Origin of the sequence: Phytobacter sp. RSE-02 (assembly GCF_040578655.1) — a bacterium.
Taxonomy (GTDB): Bacteria; Pseudomonadota; Gammaproteobacteria; order Enterobacterales; family Enterobacteriaceae; genus Phytobacter; species Phytobacter diazotrophicus.
Genome location: NZ_JBEULY010000002.1, coordinates 315,677 through 340,177, shown reverse-complemented (window position 1 = coordinate 340,177; position 24,501 = coordinate 315,677). Strand labels below are relative to the sequence as shown.

At 53.1% G+C, this 24,501-nt stretch carries 19 protein-coding genes; 13 read left to right on the top strand and 6 right to left on the bottom strand.

Annotated features, from left to right (window positions below):
* The first annotated feature begins 276 nt into the window (after positions 1-276).
* From ABU190_RS05220 to ABU190_RS05205, 4 genes are all read left to right on the top strand, one after another.
* Complete coding sequence (locus tag ABU190_RS05220) at positions 277-552, top strand: metal/formaldehyde-sensitive transcriptional repressor (protein WP_354690624.1); 276 nt, start codon at positions 277-279, stop codon at positions 550-552.
* Positions 553-584: 32 nt separating this feature from the next.
* Positions 585-1,703 carry an S-(hydroxymethyl)glutathione dehydrogenase/class III alcohol dehydrogenase gene (locus ABU190_RS05215; RefSeq protein ID WP_354690623.1) on the top strand — a complete coding sequence of 373 codons (1,119 nt, stop codon included), beginning with the start codon at positions 585-587 and terminating at the stop codon, positions 1,701-1,703.
* Between the two features lie 154 nt (positions 1,704-1,857).
* Complete coding sequence (locus ABU190_RS05210; RefSeq protein ID WP_354690622.1) at positions 1,858-3,555, top strand: methyl-accepting chemotaxis protein; 1,698 nt, start codon at positions 1,858-1,860, stop codon at positions 3,553-3,555.
* Between the two features lie 171 nt (positions 3,556-3,726).
* Positions 3,727-4,167, top strand: a complete 441-nt coding sequence (locus tag ABU190_RS05205; RefSeq protein WP_222556099.1) for a lysozyme inhibitor LprI family protein — start codon at positions 3,727-3,729, stop codon at positions 4,165-4,167.
* Positions 4,168-4,281: 114 nt separating this feature from the next.
* Here the strand turns inward: ABU190_RS05205 and ABU190_RS05200 are convergent, their stop codons facing one another.
* From ABU190_RS05200 to ABU190_RS05190, 3 genes are all read right to left on the bottom strand, one after another.
* Positions 4,282-6,663 carry a glucose/quinate/shikimate family membrane-bound PQQ-dependent dehydrogenase gene (locus tag ABU190_RS05200; RefSeq protein WP_354690621.1) on the bottom strand — a complete coding sequence of 794 codons (2,382 nt, stop codon included), beginning with the start codon at positions 6,661-6,663 and terminating at the stop codon, positions 4,282-4,284.
* A gap of 257 nt (positions 6,664-6,920) precedes the next feature.
* Positions 6,921-9,218, bottom strand: coding sequence for an FdhF/YdeP family oxidoreductase (locus ABU190_RS05195; protein WP_354690620.1), 2,298 nt, complete (start codon positions 9,216-9,218; stop codon positions 6,921-6,923).
* 141 nt (positions 9,219-9,359) lie between these two features.
* Positions 9,360-10,283, bottom strand: coding sequence for a LysR substrate-binding domain-containing protein (locus ABU190_RS05190; RefSeq protein ID WP_039079126.1), 924 nt, complete (start codon positions 10,281-10,283; stop codon positions 9,360-9,362).
* A gap of 292 nt (positions 10,284-10,575) precedes the next feature.
* Here ABU190_RS05190 and ABU190_RS05185 point away from each other — a divergent pair, with 292 nt between their 5' ends.
* A complete protein-coding gene (locus ABU190_RS05185; protein WP_354690619.1) occupies positions 10,576-11,919 on the top strand; it encodes a VOC family protein in 1,344 nt (447 codons plus the stop codon).
* 42 nt (positions 11,920-11,961) lie between these two features.
* Entirely contained in the window at positions 11,962-13,470 is a 1,509-nt protein-coding gene (locus ABU190_RS05180; RefSeq protein ID WP_354690618.1) for a carboxylesterase/lipase family protein, read from the top strand.
* Here ABU190_RS05180 and ABU190_RS05175 read toward each other — a convergent pair.
* Entirely contained in the window at positions 13,467-14,309 is an 843-nt protein-coding gene (locus tag ABU190_RS05175; RefSeq protein WP_354690617.1) for a LysR family transcriptional regulator, read from the bottom strand. The genes ABU190_RS05180 and ABU190_RS05175 overlap by 4 nt on opposite strands.
* A 111-nt stretch (positions 14,310-14,420) precedes the next feature.
* Here ABU190_RS05175 and ABU190_RS05170 point away from each other — a divergent pair, with 111 nt between their 5' ends.
* The 4 genes from ABU190_RS05170 (at position 14,421) to rimL (ending at position 19,030) form a co-directional block, all read left to right on the top strand.
* Positions 14,421-15,590, top strand: coding sequence for a pyridoxal phosphate-dependent aminotransferase (locus tag ABU190_RS05170; protein WP_354690616.1), 1,170 nt, complete (start codon positions 14,421-14,423; stop codon positions 15,588-15,590).
* Between the two features lie 12 nt (positions 15,591-15,602).
* Complete coding sequence (locus ABU190_RS05165; RefSeq protein ID WP_039079121.1) at positions 15,603-16,382, top strand: transporter substrate-binding domain-containing protein; 780 nt, start codon at positions 15,603-15,605, stop codon at positions 16,380-16,382.
* A gap of 393 nt (positions 16,383-16,775) precedes the next feature.
* Positions 16,776-18,431, top strand: coding sequence for a glucan biosynthesis protein (locus tag ABU190_RS05160; RefSeq protein ID WP_354690615.1), 1,656 nt, complete (start codon positions 16,776-16,778; stop codon positions 18,429-18,431).
* 47 nt (positions 18,432-18,478) lie between these two features.
* Positions 18,479-19,030: a 50S ribosomal protein L7/L12-serine acetyltransferase gene (gene rimL, locus ABU190_RS05155; RefSeq protein WP_039079119.1), complete on the top strand. Its 552-nt coding sequence runs from the start codon at positions 18,479-18,481 to the stop codon at positions 19,028-19,030.
* Here rimL and ydcK read toward each other — a convergent pair.
* A complete protein-coding gene (ydcK, locus tag ABU190_RS05150) occupies positions 19,025-20,005 on the bottom strand; it encodes a YdcK family protein (RefSeq protein WP_354690614.1) in 981 nt (326 codons plus the stop codon). The genes rimL and ydcK overlap by 6 nt on opposite strands.
* A 137-nt stretch (positions 20,006-20,142) precedes the next feature.
* Here ydcK and tehB point away from each other — a divergent pair, with 137 nt between their 5' ends.
* Complete coding sequence (gene tehB / locus ABU190_RS05145) at positions 20,143-20,736, top strand: tellurite resistance methyltransferase TehB (RefSeq protein WP_354690613.1); 594 nt, start codon at positions 20,143-20,145, stop codon at positions 20,734-20,736.
* Here tehB and pepT read toward each other — a convergent pair.
* A complete protein-coding gene (pepT, locus tag ABU190_RS05140; protein WP_354690612.1) occupies positions 20,733-21,962 on the bottom strand; it encodes a peptidase T in 1,230 nt (409 codons plus the stop codon). The two genes, tehB and pepT, sit on opposite strands and share 4 nt — an antisense overlap.
* Positions 21,963-22,079: 117 nt before the next feature.
* Between pepT and ABU190_RS05135 the strand changes: the two genes are divergently transcribed.
* Complete coding sequence (locus ABU190_RS05135) at positions 22,080-23,675, top strand: ABC transporter substrate-binding protein (protein WP_132439311.1); 1,596 nt, start codon at positions 22,080-22,082, stop codon at positions 23,673-23,675.
* Positions 23,676-23,835: 160 nt separating this feature from the next.
* Positions 23,836-24,498, top strand: a complete 663-nt coding sequence (locus tag ABU190_RS05130; RefSeq protein ID WP_110296420.1) for a DUF3313 domain-containing protein — start codon at positions 23,836-23,838, stop codon at positions 24,496-24,498.
* Positions 24,499-24,501: the final 3 nt, after the last annotated feature.

The window sequence follows — 24,501 nt, the reverse complement described above, 5'->3', positions numbered from 1 at the left end:
TATATCGGTTATAGATGACGCTATACCAGGGCGTTTATCCTGGGTCGGGATAATTATCTGGCCAGCGGGAAAAAGCAGGGGGAATACGTTCACTTTCGGCCTTTCCGATGGTGCTGACTGTGCAGGTCAATCCCCATACCATTCAACCAGTGAGTCATTGACACGCGAAGGCCAACCTGTGTGCCGGCTGTTTTATTTGGTAATGCAACACATTAATTTTACAGCAAGACCCCGAATCCTGTACCATACCCCCCTATAGTATAAAAAGGAGTGGCTATGCCGCATTCACCTGAAGATAAAAAACGTATCCTCACACGGGTTCGTCGTATCCGTGGGCAGGTCGACGCACTGGAGCGCGCGCTGGAAAACGGCGATCCCTGCATTGCTATCCTGCAACAGATCGCTGCCGTACGCGGTGCAGCGAACGGTCTGATGGGGGAAATGGTGGAGATACACCTGAAAGATGAACTGGTCAGTGGTGATACTACGCCCGATCAGCGCGCCGCCCGTATGGCGGAAATCGGTCATCTTTTACGCTCTTATCTAAAATAAATTCTAACGTACACATAAAAAGGAAGAGTCTGATGAAATCACGTGCTGCTGTTGCGTTTGGGCCGGGTCAACCGCTCAAAATTGTTGAGATTGATGTCGCGCCGCCGAAAAAGGGTGAAGTTCTGGTACGCATCACCCACACCGGCGTTTGCCATACCGATGCCTTTACCCTTTCAGGAGATGATCCGGAAGGCGTATTCCCGGCGGTCCTGGGCCACGAAGGCGGCGGTATTGTTGTGGAAGTCGGTGAAGGGGTGACCAGCCTGAAACCCGGCGATCACGTTATTCCGCTGTACACGGCAGAATGTGGCGAGTGTAAGTTCTGTAAATCCGGTAAAACGAACCTTTGTCAGGCCGTTCGCGCCACGCAGGGTAAAGGCCTGATGCCAGATGGCACCACCCGTTTCTCCTACAATGGCGAGCCAATTTACCACTACATGGGCACCAGTACGTTTAGTGAATATACGGTGGTGGCAGAAATTTCCCTCGCGAAAGTCAACCCGCAGGCGCCGCTGGACAAAGTCTGCCTGCTCGGCTGTGGTGTGACCACCGGTATTGGCGCGGTGCATAACACGGCGAAAGTAAAAGAGGGCGACACCGTTGCGGTGTTCGGCCTGGGCGGGATTGGTCTGGCGGTTATTCAGGGTGCGGTTCAGGCCAAAGCCGGTCGTATAATTGCCGTGGATACTAACCCGGATAAATTCACCCTGGCAAAAGAGATGGGGGCCACCGATTTCGTCAATCCTAAGGATTACGAAAAACCGATTCAGGAGGTGATTGTTGAACTGACTGACGGCGGTGTTGATTTTAGCTTTGAATGCATCGGTAATGTGGATGTGATGCGCGCGGCGCTTGAGTGCTGCCATAAAGGCTGGGGCGAAAGCGTTATCATCGGTGTGGCCGGTGCGGGCCAGGAGATCAAAACCCGTCCGTTCCAGTTGGTAACCGGCCGTGTCTGGCGTGGTTCAGCATTTGGTGGTGTAAAAGGGCGTACTCAGTTACCGGGAATGGTGGAGGATGCGATGGCAGGCAAGATTCGTCTCGACCCGTTTATTACCCATCGACTCCCGTTAGATCAGATCAACGACGCCTTCGATCTCATGCATAAAGGTAAGTCTATCCGTACCGTCATTCATTTCGGTGACAAATAAGTAAACGACCTGCCAGCGGTTACGCCGCTGGCATTTTCAATGTCTAAATCTGTGACCCGCCTGACATTTTTCCCCTTAACATAAATCCCACAATTGCCGATACCTTTCTTACAGGCGTGTTTTACGCATCTTATATAAAAGAGAGTCGATAGCCATGGATAACACAGCAGCGATGCACAGACAGCAAGGCATTGGATTTATGCACAATATTCGATTGGTTCCCTTATTTTCCGCTATCCTGAGTGGCATTTTGCTGTTATTTGCGCTGAGTTCCGGGTTAGCAGGGTATTTCTTGATGCAGGCTGACCGAGACCAGCAGGATGTTACGCAAGAAATCCAGGTTCGTATGGGGTTATCTAACAGTTCCAATAATTTACGTATAGCGCGTATCAGCCTGATCCATGCCGGGGCGGCCAGCCGCATTGCGGAAATGGATGATATGAGAAAGAACATTGCGGATGCGGAAAAACGTATCAAGCAAGCGCAAGATGGCTTTAACGCCTATATGGCCCGTGCGGTGAAAACCCCGGAAGATTTAGCGCTCGATGGCGAGCTGACCACGCGCTTTAACGCCTATTTCGACGGTATGCAACCGATGCTGAAATATGCCAAAAACGGCATGTTTGAAGCCATCATCAACCATGAAAATGAGCAGGCGCGCGTTTTAGACAGCGCATTTAATGAATACCTGCTTAAAGCCATTCAGATTCGTAGCGATCGCGCGACTCGCCTCGGTGAACTGGCTCACCAACGCACTCAGCTTGGGCTGATCTTTATGGCTGGGGCTTTTGCTATCGCGCTGTTCTTAACGGTCATTACCTTTACCGTATTACGTCGTGTGGTTATTAATCCGTTGCAGCGCGCAGCCAAACGTATTGAACATATCGCGTCCGGAGACCTTACCGTCGCGGAAGAGGTCACCGGACGCAGTGAGATTGGTCGTTTGACCCACGATTTGCAGTTGATGCAGCACTCCCTGGTCAAAACCGTTACCACTGTGCGTGATGGCGCGGAAGAAATTTATCGCGGGACCAGCGAGATCTCTGCCGGGAACACCGACCTTTCTTCACGTACTGAACAGCAGGCTGCAGCGATTGAGCAGACCGCAGCCAGTATGGAAGAGCTTACGGCGACCGTGAAACAGAATGCGGACAATGCGCATCATGCCAGCAGCCTGGCGCGTGATGCCTCCGGTAAAGCGACGAAAGGCGGTGAGATTGTTGATGGCGTGGTACAGACCATGGGCAATATCACCTCCAGCTCGAAGAAAATCTCTGAAATTACTGCGGTCATTAACAGTATCGCCTTCCAGACAAATATTCTCGCGTTGAACGCCGCGGTTGAAGCTGCGCGTGCCGGTGAGCAAGGCCGCGGTTTTGCAGTGGTAGCCAGCGAAGTCCGTACACTGGCAAGCCGCAGTGCGCAGGCAGCGAAAGAGATTGAAGCACTGATCAGCGAGTCAGTGAGTTTGATTGATAAAGGCTCAAGTGAAGTCGTGGCCGCAGGTGAAACGATGGATGAGATCGTGACGGCGGTGAAACGCGTTACCGATATCATGCTGGAAATTGCCGCTGCGTCGGATGAGCAGAGTAAAGGGATTACTCAGGTAAGCCAGGCTATCACCGAGATGGATAATGTCACCCAGCAGAACGCCTCACTGGTAGAAGAGGCAACGGCGGCGGCAACGTCTCTGGAAGAGCAGGCTGCGCGTCTTACCGAAGCGGTTGGCGCGTTTCGCGTGCATGCCGGTGGCACAAGTCGTCCGGTGAAATCTTCATCAACCCCGACGAAACCCGTCAGTACTCAGCGCCCTGCGATGGCACATGGCAGCGAGAACTGGGAAACGTTCTAATGGTATGAGGGCCGTAAGGTTCGTCGTAAAGGCCGTGGTGAATATCGCCACGGCTTTTTTTATGAATGAATTGGGCGTGAATCGCAAGGATGTTGTAAATTACCGGCAATATGACGTGAGACTGCGTTGTAATAAATAGCGAGCAGATATTTGTGACAGGAGTCTTTAGTAATGAATAAGCTACTTATTTTTATACCACTTTTATTTATATCCTATGGTTTATCGGCGGCCTCCACTGGCAATATAACCACCTCAAAAATAGTGGACCAATGTTTCGATAAGTACGGCGAAAATAATGTTGAGTGTTTAGAGGAGATGAGTGACAAATCTGAACATCAACTTAAAAAAAGCTATCAGAAAAAACTAAAAGAAATCAAAAGCTTTGATTATACAAAATGGTGGATGGCAGATGAAAACCGAAGAACGGGCATGGCTGACGCCTTAAAGAAAAGTCAGGTGCAATGGTTGAAATATCGTAGTGATTACTGCAATGCGGCGACGACCGCTGCACAAGGCACGCACTATCTCGGCGCTGCTTTTACAAGTTGCGAAATTAATATGAACAAAAGGCGAATTGCTGAAATTGAAATGATCAAACTGGATACAGAATAAGCTCATTTTTTGTTATAGTTCCCACAACTTGCCAGCATTAAAAAATCTTAGTTAAAACTTCATGTTGAATAACAAACCCGCCATTGCGGCGGGTTTGTTGATAACGCGGCCAGTTTACGGCTTATCCGGCAACGCGTAAGCAATAATATAATCACCGCGATCCGGGGACTGACGTGCGCCACCCGCATTGATGATGATGTACTGTTTGCCCGTTTTTGGCGAAACATAAGTCATCGGGCCAGACTGGCTGCCGACCGGCAGACGCGCCTTCCAGATTTCTTTCCCCGTTGCGGTATCAAACGCACGCAGGTAGAAATCCTGGGTGCCAGCGAAGAACAGCAACCCGGACTGGGTAGACAGCGATGCGCCCAGCGTCGGCATCCCGACCGGGATCGGCATATGCATGCGGATACCCAGCGGACCGGTATCCTGAACGGTACCAACGGGAACCTGCCACACCATTTTCCCGGAGGTCAGGTCGATAGCGGACATTGTCCCGAACGGCGGTTTCTGGCACGGAATACCCAGCGGTGACAGGAAACGTTCGCGCATTGCGCCAAACGGTGTGCCGTCCATCGGTACAATACCCATCTCAATCCCACTGGCGTTTTTCGCCACGTTTTCACGCGGCACCATATAGTTTGCCAGGCCCAGACGCATATCGTTCACAAACATCAGGTTGTTAGTGGGATCGACCGAGACGCTGCCCCAGTTCATGCCGCCCAGCGACCCCGGATATTGCAATGCGCGATCCAGCCCCGGCGGAGTGAAGACACCCTGATGACGCATCCCTTTAAAGGCGATACGGCACATCAGCAGATCGACAGGCGTTGCTCCCCACATGTCGGACTCTTTCAGGGTTTCATTACCGATCATAGGCATGCCCACCGAGTACGGCTGAGTAGGGGAATAACGTTCGCCTTTCACATTACCAGCCGGAACCGGGCGTTCCTCAACCTTCGCCACCGGCTCACCGGTTTCGCGGTTGAGCATAAAGATCATGCCCTGTTTACTGGTCTGTACCAGTACCGGCGTGGTCCCGCCTTTACCATCCGGTAAGTCATAGAGCAGAGGCTGTGAGGGTAAATCAAAATCCCACAGATCGTGGTGGGTGGTCTGAAAATGCCAACGTACATCGCCGGTTGTCGCATCAACCGCCACAATCGACGAGCTGTATTTATCATCCAGCGCGGTACGTTCACCCGCCCAGAAATCTGGCGTGGCGTTGCCGGTCGGCAGATAGATCAGGTTCAATTTGGCGTCGTAAGACATCGCCGACCAGACGTTTGGCGTACCGCGTGTGTAGGTTTTCCCCTCAGGCGGCAAGCCTTTCAGGTCTGGGTTACCCGGATCCCACGCCCATGCCAGTTTGCCTGTATGGACATCATAGGCGCGAACCACGCCCGGCGGTTCGCCGGTGGAGAAGTTATCCGCCACGCGGCCACCGATCACAACAATATTGCCTGCCACCAGCGGCGTGGACGTTTGCTGATAATAACCCGGTTTGATTTCGCCCATGCCGACGCTCAGATCAACGGTGCCGTTATCACCAAAGTCTGCGCAGGGTTGCCCGTTATCGGCATTGAGTGCCACCAGACGTGCATCGGTGGTGGGCAGAAACAGTCGACGTTCGCACGTATCAGGCTGAGCCTGCACCGTTGGAGAGGCGGCAGTGTGCGGCTCTTCGTAATATCCTAAGCCACGACAGCGCTGCCAGTTTGGCGCTGTCGCTTTCGCGTCGAAGCGCCATTTCTCTTTACCGGAATCCACATCCAGCGCCAGCACTTTGCTGTACGGGGTACAGACAAATAACGTGTCGCCAATCTGTAGCGGCGTGTTCTGGTCTTCCGCGCCGGAGCCATTGCTCTGCGGGATATCCCCGGTATGTGCCATCCAGGCGACTTGCAGCTTGTCGACATTCTGTTTGTTGATCTGGTCAAGCGCCGCAAAACGATCGCCATGGGTGGTATTGCCCCAGTGTTTCCAGTCGTGCTGTTCACTGCCAGGTTGAACCGGTTTGACGGTAATGGATTCGGTTGGGGAGATCACATTCCACGTTTTAAACATCCCGCCAATACTGACCAGAAGTAAAACGGCGAGGATCGCCGCGACGCTAAACGCAGATTTGTTAACCGGTTTTATCGTCTGCCGGGCCCGCATAAATGGCCACAACAGTGCCGCCAGAAATGCCAGCACGGCAAAGGTAAACAAGCGTGAGAACAGAGGCCAGAATGCCCAGCCGGCATCGTAAATTGCCCAGATGATGGAAACGATAAAGCCCAGCGCATACAGAATGAGGCCGCCGGAACGATTTCGCAGGATAAGTATTGCGGCAATCAGCATCACAATCCCCATCGCGGTAAACCAGACGCTGCCGCCTAATGTGATGAGTTTGATGCCAGGAATGCCGATGGCCAGACCGATGACGAGCATCAGAATGGCGAGGAGCCAGCGCAGAAGGGTAACCAGCCTGCGTGGGGTGCTGCCAGGTGCCATATCCATCTCCTTAAACACACCGTTTATCCGGTACGCAATGATGAAGTCTGTACCAAATGGATAACGGTTTTAGAGGGTTATCGTTTTATTGCAGATATTATCGAGGGAATCCGCGTTAAAAACTCACAGTTTGCATGGTAAGCGAACCATTTGGTGAATTTGCAAATATGATAAATCTGTTAAATTGCTTGGCGCAATTGTTAATAAATTAGATCGCATTATTTGAGAATTGGCCCGCACAGGGCGGGCCTTGCTGTTCAGGCGATACGCAGCGTATCGGCGCTTTGCGACGGGGTAATCGTGACAGGGATAGATTTAGAGGTCGGTGTGCCGGTACCGTCACCATAGCGGGTCAGGGGAACCAGTGGGTTCGTTTCCGGATAATAGGCTGCGAGATTACCGCGAGGGATAGCGTACGCAACGAGACGGAAGCCGGTAACCTGACGCGTAATGCCGTCGGTCGACAGGGTGGTGATATCGACGCGGTCGCCATCGCTCAGTCCCAGGGCCAGAATATCATCCGGGTGCATAAACAGGACGTCGCGCTGACCATAAACGCCGCGATAGCGGTCATCCAGACCATAAATCGTGGTGTTGTACTGATCGTGGGAACGTAGTGTCTGTAACACAAAGGGCGCGCTGATCTCCGGGCAGACGGCATCCGGCAGCGACGCGCTGCTGAATTCCGCTTTCCCGGATGGCGTGGCAAAGGTGAGGGATGCCGCCGCGTTCCCCAGCCAGAATCCACCGGGTTCTTCGCAACGGGCGTTGAAATGGGTGAAGCCGGGGATAGTGGCGGCAATATGATCGCGAATCAGGTTGTAATCATCGGCTAAGGCCAGCCAGTCCAGCTTGCTGTTTCCCAGTACCGCATGGGCGATACCGGCCACAATCGCGGTTTCTGATTTTTGCGTGTCTGCCAGTGGCTTACCGATGCCTTCTGAGGCGTGCACCATGCTAAATGAGTCTTCGACGGTCACGAACTGACGGCCTGTCGCCTGCATGTCTTCTTCGGTTCGTCCCAGGGTCGGTAAAATGAGCGACTGCGCACCTGGCATCAGATGGGTACGGTTGAGTTTGGTACTGATGTGCACAGTCAAACCGCAACGTTTCAGCGCCTCGCAGGTCAACGTGGTATCCGGCGCGGCGGCAGCCAGATTACCGCCCAGCGTGATCAGTACTTTCACTTCATCGCGCAACATAGCCTGAATCGCGGCCACGGTGTGATGTCCCGGAGCGCGCGGTGGTTCGAAACCAAAGTGACGCGCCAGGCTGTCGAGCAGGGCGGCAGGCGGTTTTTCATCAATCCCCATTGTCCGGTTGCCCTGCACATTACTGTGTCCGCGCACCGGGCACAGCCCCGCGCCCGGTTTGCCCAGATGGCCGCCGAGCAACTGCAAATTGACGATTTCACGTACCGTATCCAGCGAGTGTTTATGCTGGGTAATGCCCATCGCCCAGGTGCAAATGACACGCCTGGCGCTCTGCCAGACGGCGGCGGCGTCACGTAATTGCTGCTCACTCAAACCGGATTGCGCTTCAAGGGACTGCCAGGACGTGGCATCGATTTGCGCAAACCAGGCCTCAATGCCGTTAGTGTGTTGCGCGATAAAGGCATCATCAAAGATACCGGCTTCGCCGTTCGCCAGGCGCTGACGATGGGTTTCCAGTAAGGCTTTTGCCATCCCGCGTACGGCGGCCATATCGCCACCCAGATTTGGCTGGTAATAGGCAGAACTGATCGCGCCCGCCATCGAGGTGACCACTTCCAGCGGTTTTTGCGGGTCAGCAAAACGTTCCAGACCACGTTCACGCAGGGTATTAAAGGTGACGATACGCGCGCCGCGATCGGCTGCATGGCGCAGGCTGTGCAGCATGCGCGGATGGTTGGTGCCGGGATTTTGCCCAAAAACGAAAATGGCATCGGCCTGTTCAAAATCGGTGAGATGAATGGTGCCTTTACCGACGCCAATGCTGCGTTTTAGCCCGGCGCCGCTGGCCTCGTGGCACATGTTTGAACAATCGGGGAAATTATTCGTGCCGACCATCCGGCCAAAGAGCTGGTAAAGGTACGACGCTTCATTACTGGCGCGACCCGAGGTGTAGAGTTCCATCTGGTTCGGGTGGTCCATCTCACGGATATGACGCCCAATCAGGGCAAAGGCATCATCCCAGCTCACCGGTTCGTAGTGATCGGTTTGGGGGTTATAGCGCAGCGGCTCCGTGAGTCGCCCCTGATATTCCAGAAAATAGTCGCTCTGGCGGTTGAGAGCGCTGACGCTGTGTTGCGCAAAAAAGCTGGCGTCAATCTGGCGGCGTGTTGCCTCCCAGGTCACCGCTTTCGCGCCGTTTTCGCAGAAACTGAAGGTACTTTTATTGTCATCACCCCAGGCACAACCTGGGCAGTCGAAACCACGGGCTTTATTCATGCGCAGCAGGTTGCGCAAGTTTTTAAGGGCATTTTTGCTGTCGATAACGAAGCGGGTAGTTGCTTCAAGAGAACCTAATCCACCGGCAGCGGCGCGATAGGGTTTTATGGCAGTTTTGAATTTCATGTGTTCTTCCGGACAGCGGATTGCGCTTACGCAAATACTACGCTGCGTAACAGCAATCCTTAATCAACAACTATCTTTTATCACACAATTAACAATAAGTTTACCATTTGCGCAACTGCCCGTGCCTGCCGCGCGTGCAGATTAATCCGGCACGGTTTTACGAATAGCGGCGATCAACGTTTGTACGCCGATGGAGAGGGGGGCATCCACGCGGGTAAGAATGCCAATAGGATCGCCCATACCCGGCGGAACAATGGGAAGCGCGGTGAGTGAACCCTCGCGTAAATCGTTCTTAACTGCGCCGGAAGGGACAAACCAGACATAATCAAAATTGACAGTCAGTTGTCGCGATAGCGACGCAGACAGCGTTTCAATACAGCCGGTCGGCAGTTTGCAACCCTGACTTTGCAGCAGATCCTCCGTGTTCTGACGTGGCACCGTACCGGTAGGCAGCACGACGACGGGCCATTCCAGCACCCGGCTCAGTGTTATCGTGGTTTGCAACAGCGGATGGTTGGGGCGTACCACCAATTTGAGCGACTCAAGGAACAGCATCTCATAGGTCAATCCGCTCATCAGTTCCGGGTCTGACATACGGCCAATGCCGACATCCAGCTCACCCGATTTCAGCCCGGCCAATAACATCGGATTGTTAGTGGTGGCCACCTGAATGGTGATATCGGGTTGCTGCTTATGGACCTGGCCAATTACCGACGGCAGAATGCCCAGCGCCGCAGTAGGTAACGCGCCAACACGGATCACCGCATTGTTCTGCTCGGGTTTGTAGTTGAGCGACTGCCCTGCGGTATTGAGCGCATCAAGTACCCGAACTGCATGTGTTAAAAACTGCTCGCCCACCAGGGTAAGTTGCGCCCCCAGACGACCACGTTCAAACAGACGTGTGCCGGTGAGTTGTTCCAGTTCATTGAGCGTCTTGGACAGTGCTGGTTGACTAAGGTTAAGGGTCTCTGCCGCACGCCCCAGGGTTCCCTGCTGAGCGACGGCGACGAATGTATGCAGATGGCGCAAGCGTATGCGCTGATTGAACAAACCGTTTTTTTCCATAAGATGATGTAAAAACGAAGCGATGTCCGTGGCAAGTAAAGTTGCTTAATTATGTTAACTTGGTAGCAAAACATTCTTAACATTTAATCTCGTTGAGTTACAAACAAATTTTCCCGGCAGTGTGATGTCAACCGCATGTCTGTGAGGGTTTAAGCATAATTTTTGGTTATGCAAATAGCCGGAAATACGGCATTTTTGGTTTTATGCCGCGATCACACTTCGTAAATTATCTCCCACAGGCCAGCAAGGGCTTCTCTACACTCCAGGTAATACACACTGGAGACATGACAACATGGCGAACACCATCACGGCTGATGAAATTCGGGAACAATTTTCGCAAGCAATGTCAGCGATGTACCAGCAGGAAGTTCCGCAGTACGGCACCTTGCTGGAGCTGGTTGCGGACGTCAATCTGGCAGTCCTTGAGAATAATCCCCGCTTGCATGAACAACTGGTTAACGCAGACGAACTGGCGCGGCTGAACGTCGAACGTCATGGGGCGATTCGTGTTGGGCGCCCGGATGAGTTGGCGACGCTACGACGGATGTTCGCGATTATGGGTATGTTTCCGGTGAGCTATTACGACCTGTCTCAGGCGGGTGTTCCGGTACACTCCACCGCCTTTCGCCCCATTGATGATGCGGCTCTGGCGCGTAATCCCTTTCGCATCTTTACGTCGTTATTGCGCCTTGAACTGATTGAGGATATGCAGCTTCGCAATAAAGCCGCTGCCATTTTACAACGCAGGGATATTTTCACCCCGCGTTGCCATGAACTCATTGCCCTACATGAACAAACCGGCGCGTTCACTGCCTCTCAGGCGAGTGAGTTTGTGAAAGAAGCGCTGGAGACTTTTCGCTGGCATCGTCATGCCACCGTGGACGCCCTGACATACCATGCGCTCCACAATGAGCACCGCCTGATCGCCGATGTGGTCTGCTTCCCTGGTTGCCATATCAACCATCTGACGCCGCGCACCCTGGATATTGATCAGGTACAGGCGCTGATGCCGAAATATGGAATCGAGCCCAAAATCCTGATTGAAGGGCCGCCACGCCGTGATATACCGATTTTATTGCGCCAGACCAGCTTCAAAGCGCTTGATGAACCGGTATTGTTCGCCGGTGAGCAGCAGGGGACACATACTGCGCGTTTTGGCGAAATCGAACAGCGTGGCGTGGCCCTGACACCAAAAGGCCGGGCACTGTATGATCGGCTACTTAACGAAGCGGGAACCGGAAAAGACAACCTGACCCATCAGTTACATTTGCAGGAGATGTTTCACGCTTTCCCCGACAGCGAAATGCTACTGCGCCGCCAGCAACTGGCCTACTTCCGTTATCGCCTGACGCCCTCCGGCGAGGCTCACCGGAAGGCGATTCGTCCGGGCGACGATCCGCAGCCGCTTATTGAGCGCGGTTGGGTTGTTGCGCAACCTATCATCTATGAAGATTTTCTCCCCGTTAGTGCGGCCGGGATCTTTCAGTCAAACCTTGGCAATGAAACGCAACAGCGTAGCCACGGTAACGCCAGCAAGCTGCGTTTCGAAGAGGCGCTCGGCTGCGAAGTGCTTGATGAGTTCACCCTCTACGCGCAAGCGGAAGAGCGCAGCAAACGACGTTGCGGTCTGTTGTAAAAAAGGTACTCTGCTACGGATGTGAATAAACAGGATGTTGTCATGGAAAATCCCTCCGCCCCGATAGCAGAAACCCGCCACGGCACGCTTTTGGGCACACTGGATGATGATTGCCTTAGCTGGCGCGGTATCCCTTACGCGGCGCCGCCCGTCGGTCCACTACGCTGGCGGGCGCCACAGCCGCCAGCGCCCTGGCAGGGGATCCGCGTTGCCGATACATTTTCTGCCGCCAGTTGGCAAAACAGTGAAACCTGCACGCAGATCGCTGGTGGCGATCCGGGAAGGCTTTCCGAAGATTGCCTTTATCTGAATATCTGCGCGCCTGCCGCGCGTAGTGGGTCACTCCCGGTGATGGTCTGGCTGCACGGCGGCGGTTTTACGATGGGCGCGGGCGATCTGCCGCCCTATGATGGCAAAGCGCTTGCCCGGCGCGGCGTGGTACTGGTTACGCTCAATTATCGCCTTGGTCATCTCGGTTTTTTTGCCCATCCGGCCCTGCAAGAAGAAGAGGAGGAAACCCTCTGTAATTTCGGCCTGCTCGATCAAATTGCGGCACTGCATTGGGTTAAAGAGAATATCCACGCTTTTGGCGGTGATGCCCGCAATATTACGCTGTTTGGCGAATCCGCCGGGGGGCGTAGCGTGATGTCGCTGATGGCCTCGCCGAAGGCAAAAGGGCTGTTCCATAAAGCCATTATCCAGAGTAGCTATACCTTGCCGGATACCCCGCTTGAGCGTGCGCTGGAAAAAGGGATTGCCGTTGCAGAGCATCTCGGCGTGGCTGACGCCACGGCAGAGACACTGCGTGCGATCCCGGCTGAGGCATTCTGGCCGCTCGCTTCCCCGTTAAAAATTGCCCCCGCGCCGATTGCCGGAGACAGCGTCTTACCCGTGCCAGCGCTGGACGTTTTTTTCAACGCAACGCAGCATCCGATGCCGGTTATTGTGGGGTCGAACAGCGATGAAGCCAGCGTAATGGCCGAGTTTGGCGTCGACCTTGCCGGGCAAATTGATAAGTTACGGCGCGAGCAGCGTTTTGGGTTGGGGATCATTAAGCTGCTTTACCCTGGGGTAAAAGGGGATGCGGAACTGGGGCGCCAGGTTTGCCGGGACATGGCGTTTACCTCGCTCGGGCTGGTGGTGATGCAGGCGCAACAACGCATCGGGCAGCCGTGCTGGCGTTACTGGTTTGACTACGTTGCAGAGGCCGAGCATGACACCTACGCCAACGGCGCGTGGCATGGAAACGAAGTGCCGTATGTGTTTGATAACCTCATGCTGACGGAACCGGCGCGCCATTACGTCAATGAACGAGACCTGGCGTTTGCGGCGAAGGTTGCCGATTACTGGGTGAGTTTTGCCCGCGAGGCCAGCGTCACCTGCGATGTGCTGCAGGGGCCTGTACACTGGCAGTCCTGCGGTAAAGGGCGCGACAGATTGCTACGCATGGGACTGAATAAACATGCGGGCTTTCGCATGACAAATCGCTTTATGCGCGCACGCCTGATGCTGTTTAAACGGGTCATGAGGCATCACGTCAAACTCGATTAATTATTCAGTAAACTCGTACGAAATGCCGCCAGCCCGGCGGCATTATTCTGTGAATCTCTCAGTACCAGACGATAGCTCGCACCCGTCTTAACGCTTTGCGCATAGGGGCGCATCAGCCGTCCGGCACGAATATCCTCCGCGACCAGGGTTTCATCGGCAATCGCCACCCCCAGCCCCTGGATGGCCGCCGTGATCGCCAGATCCATGGTGTCGAAGTGTTGATTTTTTTTCATAACCCACGCTGCGCTGTCCTGTTTCGCCAGCCACAGTGACCAGTCCGTTTTGTCTCTGGTCGGATGCAGAAAGGTCAAATGGCTGAGCGTTTCATCAGCCATTAATTGCGTGCTCATTACCGGCGTCAGCGCTTCATCAAACAGCAGATCGCCCGCGCTGAAATGGGTACCAAAAACGATCGCCGCATCATACGGCTCGGTTTTGAAGTTAACGCCATGGTCAGTGGTGGTGGTCAGTGCTACCTGCACGTCCGGGCAGGTCTGCTCAAGCTGGATAAGCCGTGGAACCAGCCAGCGCATCGCACAGGTTGGCGCTTTCAGACGAACGACCGTTTGTTGCGCGCGCGCCTGTGCGGCAAGCGTTTGCAGGTGTTCAAAAGCCGAGCGCAATTCCGGCAGCAGGGCGCTGCCCTGAGGCGATAACCGCAAACCACGCGCATGGCGTTCAAACAGCGGGAAACCAAACCATGCTTCCAGCGAAGCAATCTTACGGCTCACCGCGCCTTGCGTCAGACATAACTCTTTTGCCGCATGGGTAAGGTTTAAATGGCGGGCTGTGACCAGAAAAGCGTCAATAGCGTTCAGTGGCAACGTACGGTTCGGCATGACGACTCCAGCTATGCAATTTACTCATGGCTATTATGACAACAAATCGATTGTGGACTCAACGCGCTTTTATTTGAATGGTTATGCACTTTTAATGAGAAAGGATTAAGAATGACTCTGCGTACACCGGTGAAAACCCGCTCTAAATTACCCGACGTGGGTACGACCATTTTTACCGTTATTGGCCAGCTTTCCGCACAGCATAATGCGATTAACCTTTCTCAGGGCGCGCCCAATTTTTCCTGCGACCCGCAACTGATCTCCGGCGTGACCAGGGCGATGCAGGCCGATCATAACCAGTACGCTCCGATGACAGGTTTACGCCCGCTGAAAGCACGCATTGCGGAGAAAATTCACGACCTGTACGGCACGCAGTATGACGTGGACAGCGAAATACTGATTACCGCCAGCGCCAGTGAAGGTCTCTATTCGGCCATCAGTGGTCTGGTTCATCCGGGCGATGAAGTTATCTATTTCGAGCCGTCGTTTGACAGCTATGCGCCGATTGTCCGTCTGCAAGGGGCGACCCCCATCGCCATTAAACTGACGGTCCCTGATTTTGCGGTGAACTGGGATGAAGTTCGCGCGGCCATCACACCCCGCACGCGCATGATCATCATTAACACGCCGCATAACCCGAGTGGCCAGGTCTTTTCCGCTGATGATTTGCAACAACTGGCGGCGTTAACGCGTAACACGGATATCGTGATTCTGTCTGACGAAGTGTACGAGCATGTGGTCTTTGATGATCAGCCGCACCACGGTATGGCGACCCATCCGCAACTTGCGGAGCGCAGCGTGATTATCTCGTCCTTCGGTAAGACCTATCATGTGACGGGCTGGCGCGTGGGTTATTGTGTCGCGCCTTCTGAGTTGATGGATGAGATTGTGAAAGTCCATCAGTTTTTAATGTTTTCCGCCGATACGCCAATGCAGTACGCTTTTGCCGAGCATATGACCGATCCCCAGAGCTGGCTGTCGCTGTCGGCGTTCTACCAGCGCAAACGCGACTTGTTGCAAACCCTGCTGGCAGAATCGCCATTTCGCTTACTACCGAGCGCAGGCTCGTTCTTCCTGTTGGCGGATTACAGCCATTTCAGCGACGAGAGCGACAGCGAGATGGTGAAAAGGTTAATTACCGATTACGGCGTTGCCACCATTCCGTTATCGGCGTTTTACACTGATGGCACTGATAACAAATTGATTCGCCTCTCTTTTGCCAAAGATGAGGCCACACTCAGAGCAGGCGCGCAGGCCCTGTGTCGTGTTAAGCCACGCTAAGGAGCGTTAATCGTGAAATTGAAAGCACTCTTTCTGGGCATGGGCATGCTTTGCTCATTATCGTCTTTCGCCGCCACCCAGTTACGCTACGGCCTGGAAGCGGAATATCCGCCATTCGAAAGCCGCAATGCGTCCGGCGAACTGGAAGGCTTTGATATTGAGCTGGGCAATGCCATCTGTAAAGCCGCAGAACTGAAATGTACCTGGGTTGAAACTTCGTTTGATGCGTTGATCCCAGGCCTTGTGGCGAAAAAATTTGACGCTATCAATTCAGCGATGAATATCACCGAGCAGCGTCGTCAAAGCATTGATTTTACCCAGCCTATCTACCGCATTCCCTCGCAGTTAGTGGGCAAATCGGGTGATGGGATGGAAGCGACAGCCGAAGGTCTGAAAGGCAAAACCATCGGTGTATTGCAGGGTTCCATTCAGGAAACTTATGCAAAAGAGCACTGGGAAAAACACGGTGTCACCGTGGTGTCTTATAAAGATCAGAATATGGCATGGGGTGATTTGCTAAATGGCCGCATTGACGCCTCGCTGGTCATGTCGGCGGCCGGGCAGGCAGGTTTCCTGAGCAAACCGCAGGGTAAAGGTTTTGGCTTTATTGGCAAACCGGTATCAGACGATACGATCCTCGGCAGTGGCATCGGCTTTGGGTTACGTAAAGGTGACGAGGCCACCAAAAAGCAACTTGACGCCGCAATTGATAAAGTCCGCGCCGACGGCACCATCAAAACCCTGGCGGAGAAATATTTCCCGGGTATTGATGTTAGCGTCAGCGCTAAATAACAAGCCCACCTTTTCTGACCCCAGCCGTCGATGTCCGGATGGGGTCTTTTTATATCCGAAATCATCTGACCCGATACACCATGGGATACTTCATGCGGTAATGGCGTATGCGCCGTTACGTTTGCACTATGACCAGGCGCGAAAAAGAGTCGCGATACATTTAGCAAAGTAATGGGATATTTTCCGCTCCGCGAAAATTATACCTTTCTTTACACCGTTTTCAGGTCGATCCCATCGACAAAAATATTTCAAGCTTTGCGCAGAATATCACCCGTCAACAATTGGATTCTCAATCAATTTTGTCTAGAGTGTGCGGTCATAATCGTTAGCTTTTGCCGTGGTTTTGTTTTGTACAAAACCGCTTCTCACGACCATAAGGACGTATTATCAGGCATGAACCGCAGACGTTTCATTAAGGCATCAATGGCGCTGGCCGCAGCGTGCGGGACTTCCGGCTTTGCTTCTCTGTTCTCCCGTGCGGCGTTTGCTGCTGATTCCGATATCGCCGATGGTCAGAGTCGTCGTTTCGATTTTTCCGTGTTGCAGTCCATGGCACATGACCTGGCGCAACAGCCGTGGGGCGGTGCGCCGCGTCCACTGCCGGATACGCTCGCAAACATGACGCCACAGGCCTACAACGCCATTCAGTACGATGCGCAACATTCATTGTGGAACAATGTTGAGGGTCGTCAGCTTGACGTGCAGTTTTTCCATATGGGGATGGGTTTCCGTCGCCGCGTGCGCATGTTCTCGCTTGATCCCGTAACCCAACAGGCGCGTGAAATTCATTTCCGTCCTGAATTGTTTAACTACCATGATGCAGGCGTCGACACGAAGCAGCTTGAAGGGCAGAGCGATCTGGGGTTTGCCGGTTTCCGCGCCTTTAAAGCGCCTGAACTGGCTCGTCGCGATATTGTCTCTTTCCTGGGCGCCAGCTATTTCCGTGCGGTAGACAGTACTTACCAGTACGGGCTTTCTGCACGTGGTGCGGCAATCGACACCTTTACAGACACACCGGAAGAGTTCCCGGATTTTACCGCCTTCTGGTTTGAAACGGCGAAAGCCTCTGATACCTCTTTTACGGTCTATACGTTGCTCGACAGCCCGAGTCTGACCGGGGCCTACAAATTCGTGATCCACTGTGAACAGAGCCAGGTGATCATGGAGGTGGATAACCACCTGTATGCGCGTAAAGACATCAAACAACTGGGTATCGCGCCGATGACCAGTATGTTTAGCTGCGGTAACAATGAACGTCGCGTGTGCGACACCATTCATCCGCAGATCCATGACTCCGACCGTCTGGCCATGTGGCGTGGTAACGGGGAGTGGGTTTGCCGCCCTCTGAACAATCCGCAGAAACTGCAATTCAACGCCTTTTTGGACAACAACCCGAAAGGCTTTGGTTTACTGCAACTTGACCGCGACTTCTCTCACTATCAGGACGTAATGGGCTGGTATAACAAACGCCCAAGCCTGTGGGTCGAGCCGCGTAACCAATGGGGTAAGGGCAGCGTTGGATTAATGGAAATCCCGACCACCGGTGAAACCCTGGATAACGTGGTCTGCTTCTGGCAACCGGAGAAACCGGTTCGTGCGGGTGATGAGCTGGCTTTCCAGTATCGTCTGTACTGGAGCGCAATGCCGCCGGTACGCTCGCCGCTGGCGCGTGTCTATGCCACCCGCACCGGTATGGGCGGCTTCCCGGAAGGGTGGGCACCTGGCGAGCATTACCCGGAAAAATGGGCGCGTCGTTTCGCCATTGATTTTGTCGGTGGTGATCTGAAAGCCGCTGCGCCGAAGGGGATTGAACCGGTTATCACCTTGTCTAACGGGGAAGCCAAACAGGTTGAAATCCTGTATGTTGAGCCTTTCGACGGCTACCGTATCTTGTTCGACTGGTACCCAACGTCCAATTCCACCGACCCGGTTGAAATGCGCCTCTTCTTGCGCTGTCAGGGGGATGCGATCAGCGAGACCTGGCTGTATCAATATTTTCCGCCTGCGCCGGACAAGCGCAACTACGTGGATGATCGCATCATGCGCTAAATCGGTAACCTCCCTCGGGGAGGGAGGTTATGATACGAGGAGATGTCATGGATTCCACCGACAGCCTGATCGTCGTCAACGACCATCTGGCACTGCATGCCATTGATGAGCGTTTTGTTCACGATCTGCACCAACTGATCGTTAAAAACCGCGAATGGCTACAGCATTTTCTGGACTGGCCGCAGTATGTGCGCTCGGTTGATCAGACCCGGCAAACCGCGCAAAGCAATATTATTCTGCATCAGCGCGGCTACGCAAAAATGTTCCTGATCCTCGAAGATAACGTGCTGGTGGGTGTGCTCTCCTTCAATTCCATCGAGCCGACCAACAAAACCGGCTATATCGGTTACTGGCTCGATAAAGACAAAGAGGGAAAGGGGATTGTCTCCACCTGCCTGCAGGCGTTTATGGCATTTTACGCTCGTCGGGGTGATGTCCGCCGTTTCGTCATTAAATGCCGGGTTGCGAACGAGGCAAGCAACCGTGTCGCGTTGCGTAACGGCTTTATCCTCGAAGGGTGTCTGCGGCAGGCGGAGTTCCTGAACGGCAGCTTTCATGACCAGAATATCTACGGGCAGATTATCGATCGCTCATCATAGCAGCCCGGCCAATGGCGTGCGGGTAATATACTGTGCGCCATTAATCACCTTCTGACCACGCAGCAAAATGCTTTCGCCATCCGGTGCCTCCACTACAGCGTCATCGGTAATTTCAATATGATTCTCGATCAGCACATTGCCTTTAATACGCGCATTTCCCTGGATAACAACTTTTTCATCCAGCAAAATCGGTCCGCCGATTAAATGCGCATTGCCACCGACAAGCACGTGGTGTTTGAGCACACAGTTGCCTTCTATGGTGGCATTTTCCGCAACCTGAGCACTGTAGCGCAGCGTAGGAATGGCATCTTCATCACTTCCGGCCACAACGCGCGCTTTACCGTAAACTTTGGCACAGTCGCACACCCAGACGTCATTTTGCTCATTGCCTTCCAGCAGGGCGAAATCAAACACCTCGGCGCGATGTTCTATAAACGCGAACTTAACGATGGCATCGCCATAAATTTGCGCCTGGTGGACCACGCGCGAATGGGTAACCGTGGCGCGATCATAAATTTGCAGTATTTGTTGGTTATCCGGCGTAAGGCCCTGCGCCGCGATGATTTCACAACCGTGTAAAATACGCGCATTACCGAACAGGTGGCAGGCGCCACGAACGGTGGATGTCTGCACGGTGACGTTGTCACTTATTACGACGCCATGACTTAGCTCTGCCGCATCAACCCAACTGTTACCGCCAATTTCAACGTCATGGCAAACAAGACAGGGTTGCGTCAGACGGGCGTCAGCACGCACATGACTGTTGGCAAACACCATGCTGTTGACATCATAAATCCAGCAATCTCCTTCTTGTGACAGGGTGGTTTCATCCTCCACCCAGCCACCAACGGTGCCCGCCGTTACATCACCAAAATCACGCAACGCAATAATCTGGCGCAGCGAGACCTTCTGTTTTTCGCCGTTAATCTGATAACTGAACGCACGGCGCTCATCACTGAGTCGGTATTTAGTCATTGTTTGCTTCCATTAATTCCCCACGATAAACGTAGCAAACTTTGCGATACTGACTATTCAGAATGAAAAAATATAAGATGCATTTAAAATGCATCTTATAAATTTTGCGCTTATGCAGGGAAAAATAAGGAACAACCATGACCACGTTTGACGACAGCTATTTTACTGAAAAATATGGACTGACCCGCACCCACTCAGAGGTACTGCATGCCATGCAGTTTGTGAAACCGGGCAAAACACTGGATCTGGGTTGCGGCAACGGGCGTAACAGCCTCTATCTGGCGGCCAATGGGTTTGATGTGACGGCATGGGATAAAAACGCCGCGAGCATCAATAATATCGAGACCATTCGTCAGGCCGAAAGGCTCAACACGCTGCAAACCGCCGTTGTGGATTTGAACGCACTCAGCTTTGAGGGCGAATACGATTTTATTCTCTCGACCGTGGTAATGATGTTCCTTGAGCCGCAAACCATTCCGGGGCTTATCGCCAATATGCAGCGTTGCACCAAAGCGGGAGGTTACAACCTGATTGTGGCGGCGATGGACACGGCCGATTTCCCCTGCACCGTTGGTTTCCCGTTTGCCTTTAAAGAGAATGAATTGCGTGATTACTACGCAGGGTGGGAACTAGAAAAATACAATGAAGACGTCGGTGAGTTGCACCGCACCGACGCCAATGGCAACCGTATCAAGCTGCGCTTTGCGACCTTACTGGCGCGTAAAGCTTAACGCGCCGCCAGCAGGCATAACTGTAACGCGACCTGATATGAGGCCTCGAACGACTTCACCGGCAGAAACTCAAATTGCGAATGAAAATTGTGCGCGCCGGTAAAGAAATTCGGGGTTAATAACCCTTTTGCAGACAGCGCCGCGCCGTCTGTGCCGCCGCGCATGGGGGTGGGTTTGGGAGTGATGCCAAGCGTGGTCATCGCTTCAAACAGTAAATCAATCGCGCGTTTGTCTTCGCCGATGGCATTACTGATATTGCTGTAAATATCGCTGATGCTGTACTCCACTTTTGCGGTGGGGTACTGCGCGGCGATTTTTTTTGCGACATCGGCAATCTGCTGTTTCCTGCGCTCAAAGCTCGCTTTGTCGAAGTCACGGATGCTGGCGCTAAGATGCGCGTGCCCCTGAACAGCTTCCATCCCATTGAACCACACATAGCCTTCGCGGCCTTCGGTATGTTCCGGCGTTTGCTGGCGGTCAAAGTGGCTGATGTAATCCATGGCCATCAGCAGTGGGTTAACCAGCACACCTTTTGCCGACATCGGATGCGCGGTGACGCCGGTAAAATGGATAGACGCCGAGGCGGCATTGAAGTTTTCAAAAACAATCTCGCCTTTTTCGCAGCAGTCGATAGTCCAGGCGAAATCGACATCAAAGCGTTTTAAATCCAGTGCCTTCGCCCCACGCAGGCCGACTTCTTCATCCGGAACAAACGCCACGACAATATCCCCGTGTTGCTGTTCTGCCGTCAGATTTTCCAGCAACGTCATCACAACCGTGACAGCGGCTTTGTTATCTGCCCCCAGTACGCTGGTGCCATCGCTAAAGATGATCTCTTCATCGGGGTAGGCGTTAATTTCCGGGTGTTCCTCCACACGCAGCCAGATATCTTTGCTGGCGTTCAGACAGAGATCTTCTCCCTTGAAACGCAGAATTTGCGGATGAATATCCGGCGACAAACCCACGTCTACGGTGTCGATATGGGTGATAAAACCAATACGTGGCGCGCCCGGCACCGTGCCTTTTTTCACCGCAGTGACCGTGGCGTGTTCATCCAGCACAATTTCATCCAGGCCCAGCGTTTGCAGCTCTTGCGCCAGTGCGCGCGCCATGTCGACTTGCCCGGGCGTGGTCGGTAATGTCGTGGCGGCAGCGTCACTTTGGCTGGTGATAGCAAGATAGCGAAAGAAGCGTTGCGTTAATTGACTGGCGAGGGGCGATGTCATAGTGATTCCTTCTTTATTTGACTTATCAGGTGCTTGCAATATTACTTTAATGTTATTTATGGAAGCGCAAACAACAAGCACTATTTGGCTCATGGAAAGAAAACGACAGGAAAATCTATGACTAGAAAACAGACAACAGTTGCGCTGGCCTTGCTGGCCCTGGCAGTGAGTTCCTCTGTGGCGGCAAAAACCCTGGTCTACTGTTCAGAAGGATCGCCAGAGAATTTCAATCCGCAACTCTATACCTCAGGCACCAGCGTCGACGCCAGCGCGGTTCCGGTTTATAACCGGCTCGTCGATTTTAAAGCCGGGACGACCGAACTCCAGCCAGGGCTGGCCGAGAGTTGGGAAGTCAGCGAAGACGGCAAGGTGTATACCTTCCATCTGCGTAAAGGGGTGAAATTTCAGAGCAATAAATACTTTACGCCGACGCGCGATTTTAATGCCGACGACGTCATTTTCTCTTTTATGCGGCAAAAAGACCCGCAGCATCCTTACCATAACGTCTCTAACGGCAACTATTCCAATTTCGAAAGTCTGGAATTTGGCAAGCTGATTACCGCTATCGATAAAGTGGACGACAATACCGTGCGTTTTACGCTGGCACATCCCGAAGCGCCCTTTGTGCCTGACCTGGCCTGGTATTTCGCCTCTATCTTATCTGCTGAATACGCCGATGCGATGCTAAAAGCCGGGACGCCGGAAAAAGTGGATATGGAGCCAATTGGTACCGGCCCGTTCAAACTGGCTCAGTACCAGAAAGATTCCCGCATTCTGTTTACCGCCTTCCCGGAATACTGGCAGGGCAAAGCAAAGATCGACCGTCTGGTGTTCAGCATTACGCCAGATGCCTCAGTACGTCTCGCCAAGCTTGAGAAAAATGAATGTCAGGTGATGCCGTTCCCGAACCCGGCGGATTTGCCGCGTCTGAAAGAGAACAAAGACATTACGCTGATGAGTAAATCGGGGTTGAATACCGGTTTCCTTGCTTTTAACACGCAAAAAGCGCCGCTTGATAACGTTAAAGTGCGCCAGGCGCTGGCGATGGCTATCAATAAACCGGCCATTATCAATGCGGTTTTCCAGGGCACAGGAACCGCCGCGAAAAATCTTCTGCCCCCTGGCGTCTGGAGTGCGGACAGCGAATTGCAGGATTACGCTTACGATCCGCAAAAAGCCAAAGCTTTATTGAAAGAGGCCGGGTTGCCAGAGGGCACCACCATTGATTTGTGGGCGATGCCGGTTCAGCGGCCTTACAACCCGAATGCCAAACGGATGGCCGAGATGATTCAGGCCGACTGGGCGAAAGTCGGGGTCAACGCGAAAATTGTCACCTATGAGTGGGGTGAATATTTAAAACGGGTGAAAGGGGGCGAGCATCAGGCGGCGCTGATGGGGTGGACAACGGCGACCGGCGACCCGGATAACTTCTTCGGCCCGCTATTTACCTGCCAGTCTGCCCATGGCGGTTCTAACTCGTCGAAATGGTGTTATCAGCCGTTTGATAAAATCATCGCCGAAGCGAAAACCATTACCGATCACGACAAGCGCGTGGCGCTGTATAAAGAAGCCCAGCAGATGATGCACGATCAAATGCCTGCGGTGATGATTGCCCATTCCACTATTTTTGAACCGGTACGAAATAACGTGAAAGGCTATGAAGTCGATCCGTTCGGTAAACATATTTTCTACCAGGTCGATATTAATAAATAATCAGACGCGCCGGTGCCTTGCGCCGGCGTAAGCGTCCTTTATTAGAACAGTGAGTATTATATTTTTCTGAAATTTGAGCGTGACAGCTTTTTTCCGCCATCGCTGTAGCCGATTGTTTGCTATAACTTTTAGTGCATATATAAACTCAAAGGGACCTTCCATGCGTACTGTATTTAACGTTGCCGTGCTTGCCGGCCTGCTTGCGTTATCAGGCTGTGCATCAAAAGTGACTCAACCTGAACAATATTCCGGCTTCTTAAAAGACTATTCCAACTTACAACAAACAACGTCCGCAAGCGGTAAACCCGTATTGCGTTGGGTTGATCCTTCATTTGATCTGAGTAAATACGACAGTATTGTCTACCATCCGGTAACCTATTATCCGGTGGCAAAACCGACCAGCCAGGTGAGCCAGCAAACGCTTGATGGGTTGTTGACCTATACGAACACCAAATTGAAAGCCGCCGCCGCACAGCGTAAACCGCTGGTGACCTCTCCGGGGGCGCATAGCCTGATTTTCCGTGGCGCCATTACCGGCGTGGACAGCAGCAAGCAAGGCCTGCAATTCTATGAAGTGATCCCGGTTGCGATGGTGATTGCCGGTACGCAGGCCGCCACAGGTCACCGGACTATGGACACGCATCTCTATTTCGAAGGTGAATTGATTGATGCACAGACCAATAAGCCGGTGATTAAAGTGGTGCGTCAGGGCGAGGGTAAAAGTCTGAGCAATGCCAATGCGCCGATGACGGTAGATACGCTGAAACAGGTCATTGATAACATGGCGACCGATGCCACCATGTTTGATGTTTCCAAAAAATAAAAA